The organism is Cumulibacter soli, assembly GCF_004382795.1.
Classification (GTDB): domain Bacteria; phylum Actinomycetota; class Actinomycetes; order Mycobacteriales; family Antricoccaceae; genus Cumulibacter; species Cumulibacter soli.
Genome location: NZ_SMSG01000001.1, coordinates 254,726 through 270,408 on the forward strand (window position 1 = coordinate 254,726; position 15,683 = coordinate 270,408).

The following is a 15,683-nucleotide window of genomic DNA, read 5'->3' on the forward strand; positions in this document are numbered from 1 at the left end:
ACCTAGGAGGCCAAACGATGAAGCCGTTCAACGCCGACGAGTACGCCGACCGACTTCTGCGCGTCCGGCAAGCAATGTCCGAACATGGCCTCGACGGAATCATCATCACCAATCCGGAGAATATTTACTATCTCACGGGTCTCAACCACCAGGGCTATTTCGCCTACACCTCGCTCATCGTGCCGCTGGAGAGCGAACCCGGACTGATTACTCGCGCCATGGAACAGGCGATCGTGCGAGACACGGTCAGCGGCGTACGACACTTCCCTTACAGTGACGGGGTCGCGCCGCTCCCCCAACCAGAACAGCCGCTGGAATCTTCCTCGGCGGCGGCGGCGATCGACCCGTCACCGATGAGCATCGGCATCTCGGTGACCGAGACGGTTCCCTCGGCGCCAGACTTCGATGCACCCGTCGACGCGACGTGCGATGCGCTGCGCCAAGTGGGATTGACAACGGGTCGCGTCGCGTTCGAGCGCTCCAGCACCTACCTGCCGTACCGGATCGCAGATGGCTTCGTGCGCCGCATGCCGCACATTTCCTGGGCGGACGCCGATGGACTGGTCGCCGACTGCCGCAGCATCCAGTCACCGGCCGAACTGGCATGTACCCGCCAGGCTGCTGCCATTTCCGATGCGATGATCATGGCCGGTACCGCGATGGCTGGGCCGGGGATCCGCGAGCAGGACGTGATGGCCTCGATCTACCAGGTCATGTTCCAGCGCGGCGGCACCTACCCCGCGTTCGTGCCACTAGTGCGTTCAGGTCGCGCGATCTCGCACGAGCACGGCACCTGGGATCAGGTCGGTCTGCGACGTAGGGACCTGCTGTTCATGGAGATGGCCGGGTGTCGATACCGCTACCACGCCCCGATCGGCCGCCTGACGTACATCGGCGGGGTGAGCCGGGAGTCGGCGCGGATCTACCAGGTCGCGCTGGACGCGCTGTACGCCGCGGCCGACGCGCTGCGGCCCGGGACGACCGCCGGCGCGGTGTACGACGCATGGCAGGCCGTCGTCGACCGCGCCGGACTGCACCATTACGGCCGGCATCACTGCGGCTACATGGTGGGGATCGGGTTCCCGCCCAGTTGGTCAGGTTCCGGCGTACCGCGCGGGCTACGTCGCGGGTCAGATCTCGTGATTCGTCCCGGCATGGTCTTTCACCTGATGTCGTGGTTGCTGCGCACCGGTCGTGGCGACGCGTTTTTCTCCGACACGGTCACCGTCACCGAGGACGGCTGCGAGTTTCTCACCCGCGCACCGCGCGACCTCATCGTCCGCTGAGACCAGGTATCCATCGTCCACAAACACTCGCCACCGATTGCGCCCGCGGCGGCTGACCGTCGCGCAACTCAGGAGTCGAGGCCCGCGAGGCGTCGCTGGACGCATAGGCGCTCGTCGGCATTCAGCGGCCGAGCGCCGTCCCCCTGCAAATAGAACGCATCGACCACGGTTGGACCGTAGGACTCGATCACTGCTGCGCGCACCCGCACGCCGGCGTCCTCGATCGCCTGTAGCAGCTGAAACAACAGAGCCGTACGGTCGCTGGCCAGTACCTCGACGACGGACGCATCGGTCGCCGCCCCCTCGGCCCACCGCACTGTCATTGGTCGGCTCCTCGGCTTGTCGTACGCCGCTGCCTTCTGCGCCAACCGTTCGGTGAGGTCCAGGGCGCCGTCGGTGGCTCGGCGCAACTGTTCGGTGAGTTCGACCGCGGCGGGCATTGAGCCGAACTGGGGTTCGACGATCAAGTCCAATAACAATGTGCCGTCGACATCGGTGAGGCGCGCACGCTGGATGGTCACCGAACGCAACGCGAGCACCCCCGCCACCGAGGACACTCGCACCCGCTCGTCACGGATCGCGACCAACAACTGTTGATACGCCCCGGGGGCGCGACCGATCACCATCGCGAACGGCTCGTCCGGTGCAGCACCGAGCACGTGACCGGCCAGATCGTCGATCACATCGAGATCCTCGACGATCTCCCCCGCCATCGTCGCCTTGACCCGGGTCACGAGTTCGACTTGTAGCGCGGTCTTCCACGGGGAGTGAGCACCCGGACCGGTGGCACGCCCATCGGCGAGCGTAAGCGCATGCAACAGGTCGACGACCAGCGGCGACGGACCAAGCGAATCAATGACCTGTTCCACGGTGCGTGGATCGGACAGGTCCCGCCGCTGCGCCGTGGTCGACAGCAACAGGTGATGCAGCACAACCCGCTGGACCACTTCGCGGTCGCGCTCGCTAAATCCCATCCGCGCCATCACGGCGCCCGCGATTCGGGCTCCGACAACGCTGTGATCGCCCGGCTGTCCCTTGCCCAGGTCATGCAGTAGCGCACTGATTCGGACCAGGTCGGGCCGACTGGACTGCACATCGACCACATCGGTCTCCAGCACGGTCTGCAGCAGGTGCCGGTCGACGGTGAACACGTGCACCGCGTTGTGTTGCGGGAGGGAGCGCACGTGGCGCCATTCCGGCAGCAATCGCTCCAGCAGCCCGTGCTGATCGAGTGAGTCCCACACGGCCAGCATCGGCGCACCGGCCGCGAGCAACGCATCGAGGTCGCGGCGCATTTCCTCACTCCACACGCCGAGGTCTGCTGGTCCTTCGATCCGAAGCCTGTCCAAGGTAAACGTCGAGATCGGCAAGTCAGCGTTCGCCGCCGCTCGCGCGACGCGCAGCAGCAGGCCCACATCGGACGCCGGTGACGCGCTGCGGGCGAGCACTACCTCGCCGTTCTGCGCGACGACGTCCTTGGCCAGGCCGCGGCGCAGCGAGCCCACTCGACTCGGCCGGCGCAACCGCTCACGCAGGCTCGCCGGCTCCTCGGCCCGACGACGAGCCGCCCGCCGAAACGCGGTGTCCAGCGCGTACGCGATCGCCCGGCCCGCGGAATTCACCTCCCGCAACAGTTGCGTTGCGGAGTCGATCCCCAGTGCGTCGGCGATCGCGGGGCGGTCCTGCGCGAGCAACAGGTCGTTACGCTTACCGGCGTGCCGGTGCACTTCACCGCGCACGTCCAGCAACAAGTTGACCGCATCGTCGAGCCCGCGTCGTACGTCGATAAGTTGCGCTCGCGCCAGCGCACGCAAGATCGTCGCGTCCCGCAGACCGCCGTACGACTGCTTGAGATCCGGTTGCAGCAGGTAGGCGACCTGGCCGAACAGGTCCGCGCGTTCGCGAATCATGAGTTGCAGTTCCGCTGCACGGGTCGCCGCGTTCACCCGCCACGCCTCAGCCACCCGGCCGCGCGCCTCGGCCGCGATATCCGCCGACCCTGCGATGAACCGCAGGTCCAGCATGCCCAGCGAGACCTTGATGTCCGAAGCCGCCAATGTCGCGGTTTCGCGGACGGTACGCACGGAGTGATCGAGTCCCAGGCCGCTGTCCCAGACCGGGTACCAGATCGCATCGGCGACCTCGGCAACCTGCGAACGCCCCAAGTCATGCAACAGGACCAGGTCCAGATCACTGTGCGGTGCGGGTTCCTCCCGCCCGAGGCCACCGACCGCTACCAGTGCGACCGGGCGATCCGGCGGCACGAGCTCGGTGAGCCATCCGTCGTACAACTCGGTGAGCCGTCGCCGCAACTCACGACCGACCAGGTGGCTATTAGCCAACAGTCGGTCGCGAGCCTCGCGGATCGAGGGACCCACCTTGGTGAGCCCCTCAGAGGGCGTCGGCGCCACGTTCGCCGGTCCGCACTCGGACGACAGTGTCCAGGCTGGAGACCCACACCTTGCCGTCGCCGATTTTCCCGGTGCCCGCGGCGCGGACGATCTCGTCCACGATTTCCGACGCCGACCGCTCGTCGGCGAGCACCTCTATCTTGATCTTCGGCACGAGATCGACCTCGTACTCAGAACCCCGGTAGATCTCGGTGTGGCCCTTTTGCCTGCCATACCCGGAAACCTCGCTGATCGTCATCCCCGAGACGCCGAGCGACTCCAGGGCTTCCTTCACGTCGCCGAGCATGAACGGTTTGATGACTGCGGTTACGAGCTTCATAACTCTTTACCTTCTCATTCCTTCTCGGATGGTGCGGAGGGCAGCAGGTCCCGTCCCGAGGCGCCCCGGCTCGAATCGCCGAACTCGTACGCCGTCTCACTGTGCATGGCCTGGTCCAGGCCAGTGATTTCGGTTTCGGTGTCGACACGGTGCGGTAGGAGGAATCCGATCAACTTACCGAGAATGAATGTACCGATGAATGAGAACGCCATCGCCGCGACAACGGCGAGCAGTTGCTTGCCGAGCAGTACCGCACCACCGCCGACGAGCAGTCCGTCGTCGGTCACGACCGAGTTGATCGAGGAGGTCGCGAACAGGCCGACGGCCAGCGATCCCCAGAGTCCACCGATCAGGTGCACGGCCACAACGTCGAGCGCATCGTCGACCTTGACCTTCTCCTTCAGTCCCAGGCTCGCAGCGCACAGTACGCCGGCGATGAGGCCGATCGCGATCGCCGCGAGCGGACTGACGAAGCCGGCACAGGGCGTGATCGCGACCAAGCCCGCGACGGCGCCGGAGGCAGCACCGAGTGTGGTTGAGGAACCGTGCCGCAGTTTCTCGTAGCCGAGCCAGCCAGCCATCGCGGCGGCCGGGGCGACGGCGGTGTTGATGAACGCGATCGCTGCCAGTTGCGTGTTGCCATCATTCACGCCAAGCGCCGAGCCGGCGTTGAACCCGAACCACCCGAACCACAGCAGGCCCGCACCGAGCAGCACCAGCGGCATGCTGTGACCGCGCATCGCGTCCTTGCCGTAGCCGCGGCGTCGTCCCAGCACGATCGCCATCGCCAGGCCGGCGACGCCCGCGTTGATGTGGACGACAGTTCCACCGGCGAAGTCCAGCGCACCCAGTTCGGCGATCCAGCCCGACGGCGACCACACCCAGTGCGCCAGCGGCGCGTAGATCACGGTCAGCCACAACACACCGAACAGCACGAACGCACCGAACCTCCAGCGGTCCGCGGTGGCTCCGGTCACTAGCGCGAGCGTGATGATCGCGAACGTCATTTGGAATGCGGCGAAGACCAACGGAGGTACAGCAAGGTCCTCAAGCCCAGGAATAGCCTGCGACGGATCGGTCATGCCGAAGAAGTCCAGGTTGCCAATGAAGGCATTCCCGTCGCCGAACGCGAGCGAGAACCCGATGACGACCCACACGACGGCACCGATCATGATCGCGGCAAAGTTCTGCATGAGCATCGCCAGGACGTGTTTGGCGCGCACCATCCCGCCGTAGAAGAACGCCAATGCGGGGGTCATGAGGAATACGAGTGCTGCGCTGATGAGGACCCAGGCAATCGACCCTGTGTCGAATCCAGCCTCCTCAGCCGGCGCAGCGAGTACCGAGGTCAGCATCTGCGGCCTCTCCTTCGTGCTGAATGTGTGGACGCGCGATCGCATCCGGGGATTCGTAAAGTTTGTGCGAGGGTTGTTTCCTGACCCGGTGCGCTGCAGTTTCCGCTCCGTAACCAACCGGCGGCTTGGATGAACATCGTGTTACAAGGCGCTCACGGCCTACTCGCCCGTACACTCGCCAGCTATCACAATCGGTCGCAGTACCAACACCTGGGGCCGAGTGTCACAATGGGTAATACGCCTCTCGCACGGTCGGTCTGGCTTGCCCGTACATCGGGTGTTCTCGATATAGGAATGGGGTCGCTTGTCGATGGCGAAGGAAACCAAACAGCTGCAGCGCGTCGTGATCCGTATCGCTGGCGATTCAGGTGACGGTATGCAGTTGACCGGGGACCGATTCACTACCGAGACGGCCGCGTTCGGCAACGACCTGTCCACGCTGCCCAACTTCCCCGCCGAGATCCGCGCTCCTGCCGGAACCCTCGCTGGCGTGTCCAGTTTCCAGCTTCATTTCGCTGACTACGACATCGTTACGCCCGGCGATGCGCCGGACGTACTGGTCGCGATGAACCCGGCCGCACTCAAGGCCAACATCAACGACGTCCCGGACGGTAAAGACGTCATCGTCAACACCGACGAGTTCACCAAACGTAATCTGTCCAAGGTCGGCTACGGTTCGAACCCGCTGGAGGACGACTCGCTCGAGCGGGTCCGCGTGCACCCGGTACCGCTGACGTCGCTGACCGTTGACGCGCTGGCCGAGTTCGAGATCGGCAAGAAGGACGCCCAGCGGTCGAAGAACATGTTCGCGCTCGGGCTGCTGTGCTGGATGTACAACCGGCCGACCGAGGGCACCGCGGAATTCCTACATAAGAAGTTCGCGAAGAACCCGGTGATCGCTGAGGCGAACATCGCCGCGTTCAACGCCGGCTGGGCGTACGGCGAGACCACCGAGTCGTTCTCGGTCTCGTACGAAGTCGCCCCCGCGAAGCTGCCCGCCGGGACCTACCGCACCATCACCGGGAACAAGGCGCTCGCGTACGGCCTGGTCACCGCCGCGGACCGCGCGGGCCTGCCGATCTTCCTCGGCTCGTACCCGATCACCCCGGCCTCGGACATCCTGCACGAGCTATCGGCGCTGAAGTCATTCAACGTGCTCACCTTCCAGGCCGAGGATGAGATCGCTGGTGTCGCGTCCGCGCTCGGCGCCGCTTTCGGTGGCCACCTCGGCGTAACGACGACTTCTGGCCCCGGTGTGGCGCTGAAGGCCGAGACGATCGGGCTAGCGGTTTCGCTGGAGTTGCCGCTACTGATCGTCGATGTGCAGCGCGGCGGCCCGTCCACCGGACTGCCGACGAAGACCGAACAGGCTGATCTGCTGCAGGCGGTGTACGGACGCAACGGCGAATCACCGGTGCCGGTGATCGCTGCGCAGTCGCCCGGCGACTGCTTCACCACCGCGATCGAGGCGGCGCGGATCGCGCTGACCTACCGCACGCCAGTGATCCTGCTATCGGACGGATACCTCGCTAACGGCTCGGAGCCGTGGCGGGTGCCGACCGTAGAAGACATCCCCAAGATCGACCTGAACCTCGCCACCGAGCCCAACGGCCCGGATGGATCGTTCTTGCCGTACAAGCGTGATGAAGGAACGCTGGCTCGCGCATGGGCCATCCCCGGCACCAAGGGCCTCGAGCACCGCGTCGGCGGTATCGAGAAAGCCAACGAAAGCGGCGAGATCTCCTACGATCCGGACAATCATGACTTGATGGTGCGGCTGCGCCAGGCCAAGGTCGACGCGGTCGCGTCGACGTACAACGCCACCGAGATCGACGACCCCTCGGGATCGGCGAAGGTACTGGTGTTGGGCTGGGGCTCGACGTACGGCCCGATCACCGCCGGCGTACGCCGTGTCCGCGCGTCCGGGGGCAAGATCGCTCAGGTACATCTGCGGCACGTCAACCCCCTGCCGGAGGACCTGGGCAAGATCCTGGCCGAGTACCAGCGGGTGATCATCCCCGAGATGAACCTCGGGCAATTGCGGACGCTGGTCCGCGCGAAGTACTTGGTGGACGCCGAGGGCTACAACATGGTGCGAGGGCTTCCGTTCGGCGCCGCCGAACTGGCCGACGCATTCGGCGAGATCCTGATTGAGGTGGAGGGCTGATGAGCAACGAAGTGCTACTAGGCATGCCAAAGGTCGGCGGCATGGACGGAGTCCCGCTCACAGACGATAAGCAGACCCGCAAGGAGTTCACCTCGTCCTCTGAGGTCCGCTGGTGTCCCGGATGCGGTGACTACGCGATCCTCGCCGCCTTCCAAGGTTTCTTGCCCGAACTCGGGGTCAAACGAGAGAACGTCGTGATGATCTCCGGTATCGGTTGCTCGTCGCGATTCCCGTACTACGTCGACACCTACGGAATGCACTCCATCCACGGCCGAGCACCTGCGATCGCGACCGGTTTGGCTACTGCCCGCGAGGACCTATCAGTATGGGTCATCACCGGCGACGGTGACGCACTGTCGATCGGCGGCAATCACCTCATCCACGCGCTTCGACGCAACGTGAACATCAAGATCTTGCTGTTCAACAACCGGATCTATGGACTCACCAAGGGCCAGTACTCCCCTACCTCCGAGCCCGGCAAAGTCACCAAGTCCACCCCGGTCGGTTCATTGGACACGCCGTTCAACCCGGTCTCACTCGCACTCGGCGCCGAGGCGTCTTTCGTCGCGCGGACGATCGATTCCGATCGCAAACACCTGACCTCCGTACTCACCGCCGCCGCGCATCACAATGGATCTGCTCTGGTGGAGATCTACCAGAACTGCAACATCTTCAATGATGGCGCATTCGAGATCCTGAAGAACCCCGATACCCGCGACGAAGCGATCGTGCCGCTCGAGCACGGCCAGCCACTCGTCTTCGGTACCGAGCGCCCGCGCGCCGTCGTGCAGCGGGGATTCTCTCTCGAGGTTGTCGACGCGGACTCGGTGGATGCGTCCGAGATCGTCGTCCACGACACCACGATCAAGGACCCGTCGTACGCCTACGCGCTGTCGCGACTGTCCGGTACCGACCTCACGCATACCCCGATGGGTATCTTCCGGCAGATCAAGCGTCCGACGTACGACTCGGCCGCGCAGCAGCAGCTGAAAGCGCAGATCGAGGCCGGACCGAACGACCTCAACGCGTTGCTGCACGGCAACAACACCTGGACCATCGCCTAACGCCCACCCGGCTGCGACGCCGGCGCCTGGCGACGCGCGGCCGACGGAGCACGCCGACGGTTAAGTAGCGTGACGTGTCGCTGGCGCACGTCGCCGTCAGGTGCCGAAAGCCTCAGATGCCGACGGCGTCAAATTCCGAAGGCGTCGGCGTACACAATCGGCCCACGAGGAGTGGCGCGGTCGGGATCGAGCGCCAACGCGAGGAATGCATCATCTGGTACGTCGAAAGGCGCGCTCACGCCGAAGCCGGACGCCGGGGTGAACCCGAACCGCGGGTAGTACTCGGCGTGCCCGAGTACGACGACCAGGTTCTCGCCGAGGTCTGCGGCAGCCGACAAGCCAGAGCGGATCGCGGCGGACCCGGCACCGGTGCGTTGCAGTGTCGGCGCGACCGCGCACGGAGCGAGCGCGAGTGCCGGTTCACCGCCCACTGTGCAGCGGGTCAATAGCGCGTACCCCACGACGTCGTCGTGCTGACCGACCGTCACGATCGACAGTTCGCCGATCCATGCGCCGGGGTCTGCGCGGAGCGCGTCCACGAGGTCAGCCTCGTCCTCGCGCTCGAATGCTGCGGCGTTGATGCGGTGGATCGCCCGGATATCGTCGGGCCGCTCGGGCCGCGTAGTCCAACTCATCCGGTTACCGTTTCACACAGTGTCGGCGTACGTCGACGGATTTAGTACGCCTGCAGTTGATGCGCGGGCCGCCGACACTCGCGTCCAGCGGCGCCACCCCAGTTGAGCGGTGGCCGGGATACTCACGTCCAGCGGCGTCTCCGCTCGTTCCGGGCTCCCCTCGCACCCACTCGGCGACCGAGTGGGGCGATGGGGCTGGCGAGTTATGGGACCGGCTTGGGTCCTAATTGGAGCGGGTCTGCATGAAGTCGACGAGCGCCTCCAGCGATTCACGCGGGACGCCTTCGGGCAACAAAGCGAGTTGCGCGCGGGCCCGTTCGACGTACTGCCCCAGCACTTCACGCGCCTGCGACATTCCATGTGAGTTACGCAGTAGCTCAAGCGCTTCGCGGTGCGGTGCGTCCTCGGTAAGCGGTCCGGACTGCAGCAGGGCCCGCAACCGTTCATCGCTTGACGGATCAGCCAAGGTAAACAACATCGGCAACGTATGCACACCCTCGCGCAGGTCCGTGCCGGTCGCCTTCCCGAGATCCTCCTCCTCGGAAGTGATGTCGATCAGGTCATCCGAGAGTTGGAACGCCATACCGATGGCCTCACCGAACTCGGTCATCGCCGTGACAATGTCCGGTGACGCTCCGGCGAACATCGCACCGAACCGACCGGACGTCGCGATCAACGAGCCGGTCTTGCCGGCGAGCACCTGAAGGTAGCGGTCGATCGGATCGACGCCTTCGGGAGCGGCCACCGTCTCCTGGATCTGCCCGGTCACCAACCGCTGGAAGGTTTCCGCTTGGATCCGGACTGCCTCCGGTCCGAGTTCAGCGACCAGGATCGAAGCGGCGGCGAACAGGTAATCGCCGGCGAGGATGGCGATGCTGTTGTCCCAGCGCGCGTTCGCGCTCATCGCGCCGCGGCGGATCTCGGCCTCGTCCATCACGTCGTCGTGATAGAGCGTGGCCAGGTGGGTCAGTTCGACCACTACCGCGGCCTTATCGACGTCTACGCTGCCCGGCCTACCCAGTTGCGACGCGAGCAGCACCAACAGCGGCCGGAACCGCTTACCGCCTGCCTGGGCGAGGTGCTTGGCCGCCTGGTCCAGCGTCAAATCGTCGCTAGAGCAGGCCTGCATCAACATCGTCTCGACGCGTTCCAGCCCCGAACGCAACGACTGGGCGATCCGCTCGTCGCCGAACTCAACTCCGGCGACGATGCGGCTCGAACCACCCACGGCAGAGGGCATCTGCTAGCCCACGAACTGCGTGGCCTTGGCCACCAGGTCAAGCAGCGGTCCGGGGAACACACCGAACAGCACGGTCAGCGCGGTGGTCACCCAGATGACGACGTCCGTGGAGGTACCCGGCTCTTCGATGAGTGCGACGTCCTCTTCCGGCGCATGGAAGTACATCAGCACGATCAACCGCAGGTAGAACACCGCAGTCACCGCGCTCAGCAGCAGCGCGACAACGACCAGCCAGGCGTAGTCGGCCTCGATCGCGGCGCTGAATGCCTGGAACTTACCGATGAAGCCGGCGGTCAACGGGATACCGGTCATCGACAGCATCAGGATGGTCATGATGCCGGCCAGCAACGGCTTGCGGCGACCCATCCCCTTCCAGTCAGACAATCGCGACGATTCGCCGTCCTGGCGGCGGACCAGGCTGACGCACGCGAATGCGGCGATCGAGCTCAGACCGTAGGTGATGATGTAGAACATCACGGCACTCACGCCGGACTCGGTGTTGGCCAGCACCGCGACCAGGATGAACCCGGCGTGGGCGATCGACGAGTACGCCAGCATCCGCTTGAGGTCGGTCTGCGCGATACCGAACAGACCACCGACGAGCATCGACACGATGGCGAACGCGGCCAACACGGGCTGCCACTGCGTGGGTACGGCGGTGTACCCGATGTACAGCACGCGCAGCAGCGCCACGAACGCGGCCAACTTCGTCGCCGCGGACATGAAGCCCGCGATCGGGGTCGGCGAGCCCTGGTAGACGTCCGGCGTCCACTGATGGAACGGCGCGATACCCGCCTTGAAGAACAAGCCGACCAGCAGTAAGCCCAACCCGATCAGCATCAACGGGTCTTGCCCGAAGTTGTTGGTCGTTTCGCTGAAGATGTCCCGCAGGTCGACCGAGCCGGCGTAGCCGTAGATCAGCGCGATGCCGTAGATGAAGAAGCCGGAGCCGAACGAGCCAAGCAGGAAGTACTTGACCGCGGCCTCCTGCGACAGCAGGCGGCGCCGACGGTTCAACCCGGCGATCAGGTACAGCGGCAGCGAGAAGACCTCGAGCGCGATGAACATGACGATCAAGTTGTTGCTCGCCACGAAAATCATCATGCCCGCGATCGCGAACAACGACAGCGGGAAGACCTCGGTTTGCACGCGCTGTGATGCCAGCAGCGCGCGATCGGCGCGGGAGCCGACCGGCAGCGCGGCTTCAGCCACGAAGTGCGACACGCGGTTATTGCCGACCTTGTCCAGGCTGCGGTCCGCGTAGAGCATGGTCGCCAACAGGCCGAACACCAGCAACGCAGCCATACTCAGCAGCGCGGGCGCATCGATCGCAATCGCGCGGCCAAGGGTCAACGTATGCGTGGAGCGCTCGGCAAAGATGGCGATCAACGCGGCGAAAATCGCCACGACGCTGAGGCCGACCTGCGATGGGAATCGCGCCGCACGCGGTGCGAACGCCTCCACGAGGACGCCGATGCACGCGGCAGCCAGCATGATCAATATCGGCGACAGCGCCGAGTATGCGATCGACGGGAGCTCAATCGCGGCTAGGTGGTTCACTTGCCGTCTCCGTTCGCGGACGCGTTGACGGGGGCGCCCGGATTATCGATACCGACATCGGTCTGCAGGGTCTGCTCAACCGCAGGGTTGATGATGTCCAACACCGGCTGCGGGTAGAAGCCCAGAATGAACACGATCGCGACCAAGGGGCCCAGGACCCACGACTCGCGCGCCGTCAGGTCACCGAACGCGCGTTGACGAACCGACTTCTTGGTCCGCTCCTTCACCGCGACACCGGCGTCGGACTCCAGGACTTCCTCATCGATGACGGCATCGTGATCGAGGTCGTCGTCCGTGTTCGGCACGACTCCGCGGGCGGGTCCGTGCAGCATCCGCTGGACGAGCCACAGAATGTACAGCGCGGCCCACACGATGCCGATGGTCGCCAGAATCGTGAACACCGGCTCACGGCCGTACGAGCCGATCAACACCAGGAACTCCGATACGAACGAGTTCGTACCTGGCAACGCAAGGCCAGCGAGACCGGCGATGAAGGTGATGCCAGCCAGCCAAGGGGCCACTCGGAACACGCCACCGTAATCGGAGATCTTGCGGCTGCGACCGCGGGCGATGATCATGCCGACCGCGAGGAGCAACAGGCCGGTGGAGATGCCGTGGTTGAACATGTACAGCACGGCGCCGGCCAACGACTGCGTGGTGAACGCGAAGATGCCCAACGCGATATAGCCGAAGTGCGCGATCGAGGTGTAGGTGACGAGTTTCTTCACGTCGTCCTGCCCGATCGCCTGGAACGCGGCGTAGAAGATGCCGATCACTGCCAGCACCAGTACCAGCGGCGCCAGATCACGCGATGCGTCCGGGAACAGTCCGAGACAGTAGCGCAGGAAGCCGTAGGTGCCGACCTTGTCCAGGATGCCGACCAGCAGCACGGTGGTGCCGATCGGGCCTGCACCGCCGGAGGCCGGCAGCCAGGTGTGCAGCGGTACCAGTGGTGCCTTGATTGCTAGCGCAATGAAGAAGCCGAGGAACAGCCAGGTCTGTGTCGTGCTGGACAACTCCAGTTGGCTCAGCGCCTCCCAGGAGAAGGTCGCCTCCCCCAGCTGATCCTTGCTCACGACGTACAGGCCGATGACGCTGGCCAGCATCACCAGACCACCGACGAGGCTGTAGATGATGAACTTCATCGCGGCGGCGCGACGACGCGATGCGCCGTACCCACCGATCAGGAAGTACGTCGGAATCAGCATCGCTTCGAAGAAGACGTAGAACAGGAACACGTCGGTCGCGGCGAACACGCCGATCATGAAGACCTGCAGCACCAGGATCCAGGCGAAGTACCGGGCCTGGTTACCGACGGCCGGGATCGAGTCTTCATCGTCGCCGGGCTGGTTGATGTCATCGCCGAGCGAGCGACGCTTCCACGATGCGATCATCACGATCGGCACCAGGATCGTGGTCAGCAAGATCATCAGCAGCGCGATGCCATCGACACCGAGCGAGAAACTGACGCCGAGCGAGTCGATCCAACCGACGCTGGAGGTGAACTGCAGTCGTGCACCGTCGGCGTCGAAGGTGAGGACCATCGCGATGGCGATCAACAGTTCTAGCAGCGCGAAACCGACGGCTGCCTTCTTGGCAATCTGCTCCCCCGCCTCGTCGCGGCCGACCACGGCCACCACGATCGCGCCGAGTAACGGCAGCAGGATCAGCAGGAAGAGGAAAGGAAAGTTGCTCACGCGAACCTCACCGCCAGTAGCGCGATGATCACAGCGACCACGCCCACGAGCATTGACAATGCATAGCTACGAACCGCTCCGTTCTGGATGCGGCGTACGCGCGTCGAGGTAGCGCCCACGCCACCCGACAGTCCGTTGACGGCGCCGTCTACACCGTGGTCCTCGATCCACAGCGAGGCGCGGGTAAGCGCCAGGCCCGGCTTCTCGAACACCGCTTCGTTGAACTTGTCGCCGTACAGGTTGGCGCGAGCGGCGGCCACCAGTGGCGAGACCCTCGCCGGGGCAACCTTCGGGATCTCACGCTTCGGGCCGAAGAGCAGGACGCCCAGTGCGACACCGCCGACGATGAAGACCAGCGTGATGGCCAGCAACACGCCCGACGGAATCGGGCTCTCCTCCATCGCATGGTGCAGGTCGATCGGAGCACCCAGGCTGGTAGCTAGCCAGTCCGGCAGCACCGCGGCCAGCCACACACCACCGCCGAGCGAGCCGATCGCCAGGATCATCATCGGAACCGTCATGGTCGCGGGCGACTCATGCGGGTGGACGTCGTCGTCCCACCGTGGCTTACCGAAGAAGGTCATGCACATCAGTCGGGTCATGTAGAACGCCGTCAGACCGGCGCCGAGCAGCGCCGCACCGCCGAGCAGCCATCCTTCGACCCCACCGCGTGCGAACCCGGCCTCGATGATCGGGTCCTTAGAGAAGTAACCCGACAGCGGCGGAATGCCGATCAACGCGAGGTAGCCGAGCGTGAAGGTCACGAACGTGATCTTCATGTGCTTCCACAAGCCGCCGAACTTGCGCATGTCCACTTCGTCGTTCATGCCGTGCATGACCGAACCGGCACCGAGGAACAGACCGGCCTTGAAGAAGCCGTGCGCGACGAGGTGCACGATCGCCAGGGCGTATACGCCGGGGCCAAGACCCACAGCGAGGAACATGTAACCGATCTGCGAGACGGTCGAGTACGCCAACACCTTCTTGATGTCGTCGTACGCACAACCGGCCACGCAGCCATACAGCAACGTGATGGCGCCCACGATCGTGACGACCAGGCGCGCCGTATCGGTCGCGTCGAAGATCGGGTTCGAGCGGGCGATCAGGTAGACGCCTGCGGTCACCATCGTTGCCGCGTGGATCAGCGCCGACACCGGAGTCGGACCTTCCATCGCGTCCGGCAGCCACGCTTGCAGCGGGACCTGACCGGACTTGCCGCAAGCACCGAGCAACAGCAGCAGGCCGATCGCGGTGACCAGTCCGCCGGTGAGCGTGCCGACGGAGTTGAACACGTCGGCGTACTGAGTGCTGCCAACCTTGGTGAACATGATGAAGATGGCGATCGCCAGACCGACGTCACCGACGCGGTTCATGATGAACGCCTTCTTCGCGGCGGTAGCCGCAGCCGGACGCTTGTTCCAGAACGAAATCAGCAGGTACGAGGCGACACCGACGCCTTCCCAGCCGAAGTACAGCGCGACGTAGGAATTACCGAGCACCAGCAGCAACATCGCGGCGACGAACAGATTCAAGTACGCGAAGAACTTGCGGCGTTCGGGGTCATGGCTCATGTAGCCGATCGAATAGATGTGGATCAACGATCCGACACCGGTAATCAGCAGCACGAACGTGATCGACAGCGGATCGAGCAAGAGACCGGCGTCGATCTTGAGATCACCCGAAGCCGTCCAGGTGAACATGTGCAGGTTCTGCGCCCGCGAGTCGGTGCCCTTGAGGTGGAAGAAGAGGAACAGCCCGAGCGCGAACGACAGGATGGGCATAGCGCAACCGAGCAGGTGGCCCCACGCGTTCGCGCGTTTGCCGAGCAACAGCAGCACGATAGCGCCGGCCGCCGGCAACGCGATCAGCAGCCACATGAGGTTGAACGGTGCACCCGCGGTGACCGCGTCAACCTGATCGGCGGCGAGATTCATAGAGGTCGTCACATT

The 15,683-nt window shown here is 64.7% G+C and carries 11 protein-coding genes; 3 read left to right on the forward strand and 8 right to left on the reverse strand.

Annotated features, from left to right (window positions below; all coding sequences use genetic code 11):
- Positions 1–17 precede the first annotated feature (17 nt).
- Entirely contained in the window at positions 18–1,286 is a 1,269-nt protein-coding gene (locus E1H16_RS01265) for a M24 family metallopeptidase (protein WP_134321878.1), read from the forward strand.
- Positions 1,287–1,354: 68 nt separating this feature from the next.
- Here E1H16_RS01265 and E1H16_RS01270 read toward each other — a convergent pair whose 3' ends face one another.
- From E1H16_RS01270 to E1H16_RS01280, 3 genes are read right to left on the reverse strand one after another with little or no spacing between them, the layout of a single operon-like run.
- Entirely contained in the window at positions 1,355–3,697 is a 2,343-nt protein-coding gene (locus E1H16_RS01270) for a [protein-PII] uridylyltransferase (RefSeq protein ID WP_166741575.1), read from the reverse strand.
- Complete coding sequence (locus E1H16_RS01275) at positions 3,678–4,016, reverse strand: P-II family nitrogen regulator (RefSeq protein WP_134321880.1); 339 nt, start codon at positions 4,014–4,016, stop codon at positions 3,678–3,680. The genes E1H16_RS01270 and E1H16_RS01275 overlap by 20 nt, the downstream gene beginning before the upstream one ends.
- A 14-nt stretch (positions 4,017–4,030) precedes the next feature.
- Positions 4,031–5,371 (reverse strand): ammonium transporter, encoded by a 1,341-nt coding sequence (locus tag E1H16_RS01280; RefSeq protein WP_134321881.1) that lies wholly within the window; start codon positions 5,369–5,371, stop codon positions 4,031–4,033.
- 310 nt (positions 5,372–5,681) lie between these two features.
- Here E1H16_RS01280 and E1H16_RS01285 point away from each other — a divergent pair, with 310 nt between their 5' ends.
- Together E1H16_RS01285 and E1H16_RS01290 are read left to right on the forward strand one after the other, a co-directional pair.
- Positions 5,682–7,538 carry a 2-oxoacid:acceptor oxidoreductase subunit alpha gene (locus E1H16_RS01285; protein WP_134321882.1) on the forward strand — a complete coding sequence of 619 codons (1,857 nt, stop codon included), beginning with the start codon at positions 5,682–5,684 and terminating at the stop codon, positions 7,536–7,538.
- The gene (locus E1H16_RS01290; RefSeq protein WP_134321883.1) at positions 7,538–8,602 is read left to right on the forward strand and encodes a 2-oxoacid:ferredoxin oxidoreductase subunit beta; all 1,065 of its coding nucleotides are present in this window, start codon (positions 7,538–7,540) and stop codon (positions 8,600–8,602) included. The genes E1H16_RS01285 and E1H16_RS01290 overlap by 1 nt, the downstream gene beginning before the upstream one ends.
- A 128-nt stretch (positions 8,603–8,730) precedes the next feature.
- Here the strand turns inward: E1H16_RS01290 and E1H16_RS01295 are convergent, their stop codons facing one another.
- The 5 genes from E1H16_RS01295 to nuoL form a co-directional block, all read right to left on the reverse strand.
- A complete protein-coding gene (locus tag E1H16_RS01295) occupies positions 8,731–9,237 on the reverse strand; it encodes a GNAT family N-acetyltransferase (protein ID WP_134321884.1) in 507 nt (168 codons plus the stop codon).
- A gap of 223 nt (positions 9,238–9,460) precedes the next feature.
- Positions 9,461–10,477, reverse strand: coding sequence for a polyprenyl synthetase family protein (locus E1H16_RS01300; protein WP_134321885.1), 1,017 nt, complete (start codon positions 10,475–10,477; stop codon positions 9,461–9,463).
- 3 nt (positions 10,478–10,480) lie between these two features.
- Positions 10,481–12,037 carry an NADH-quinone oxidoreductase subunit NuoN gene (nuoN, locus tag E1H16_RS01305; RefSeq protein ID WP_134321886.1) on the reverse strand — a complete coding sequence of 519 codons (1,557 nt, stop codon included), beginning with the start codon at positions 12,035–12,037 and terminating at the stop codon, positions 10,481–10,483.
- Positions 12,034–13,734 (reverse strand): NADH-quinone oxidoreductase subunit M, encoded by a 1,701-nt coding sequence (locus tag E1H16_RS01310; RefSeq protein WP_134321887.1) that lies wholly within the window; start codon positions 13,732–13,734, stop codon positions 12,034–12,036. Before E1H16_RS01310 ends, nuoN begins: the two co-directional genes overlap by 4 nt.
- The gene (gene nuoL, locus E1H16_RS01315) at positions 13,731–15,680 is read right to left on the reverse strand and encodes an NADH-quinone oxidoreductase subunit L (RefSeq protein WP_243837547.1); all 1,950 of its coding nucleotides are present in this window, start codon (positions 15,678–15,680) and stop codon (positions 13,731–13,733) included. The genes E1H16_RS01310 and nuoL overlap by 4 nt, the downstream gene beginning before the upstream one ends.
- Between the last annotated feature and the right edge of the window lie 3 nt (positions 15,681–15,683).

Bases quoted from the DNA above. Each gene is read 5' to 3' on its own strand.
- E1H16_RS01280 (WP_134321881.1), bottom strand. From the start codon at position 5,371: ATGCTGACCTCGGTACTCGCTGCGCCGGCTGAGGAGGCTGGATTCGAC.
- E1H16_RS01300 (WP_134321885.1), bottom strand. From the start codon at position 10,477: ATGCCCTCTGCCGTGGGTGGTTCGAGCCGCATCGTCGCCGGAGTTGAG.
- E1H16_RS01285 (WP_134321882.1), top strand. From the start codon at position 5,682: ATGGCGAAGGAAACCAAACAGCTGCAGCGCGTCGTGATCCGTATCGCT.
- E1H16_RS01290 (WP_134321883.1), top strand. From the start codon at position 7,538: ATGAGCAACGAAGTGCTACTAGGCATGCCAAAGGTCGGCGGCATGGAC.
- E1H16_RS01275 (WP_134321880.1), bottom strand. From the start codon at position 4,016: ATGAAGCTCGTAACCGCAGTCATCAAACCGTTCATGCTCGGCGACGTG.
- E1H16_RS01295 (WP_134321884.1), bottom strand. From the start codon at position 9,237: ATGAGTTGGACTACGCGGCCCGAGCGGCCCGACGATATCCGGGCGATC.
- E1H16_RS01265 (WP_134321878.1), top strand. From the start codon at position 18: ATGAAGCCGTTCAACGCCGACGAGTACGCCGACCGACTTCTGCGCGTC.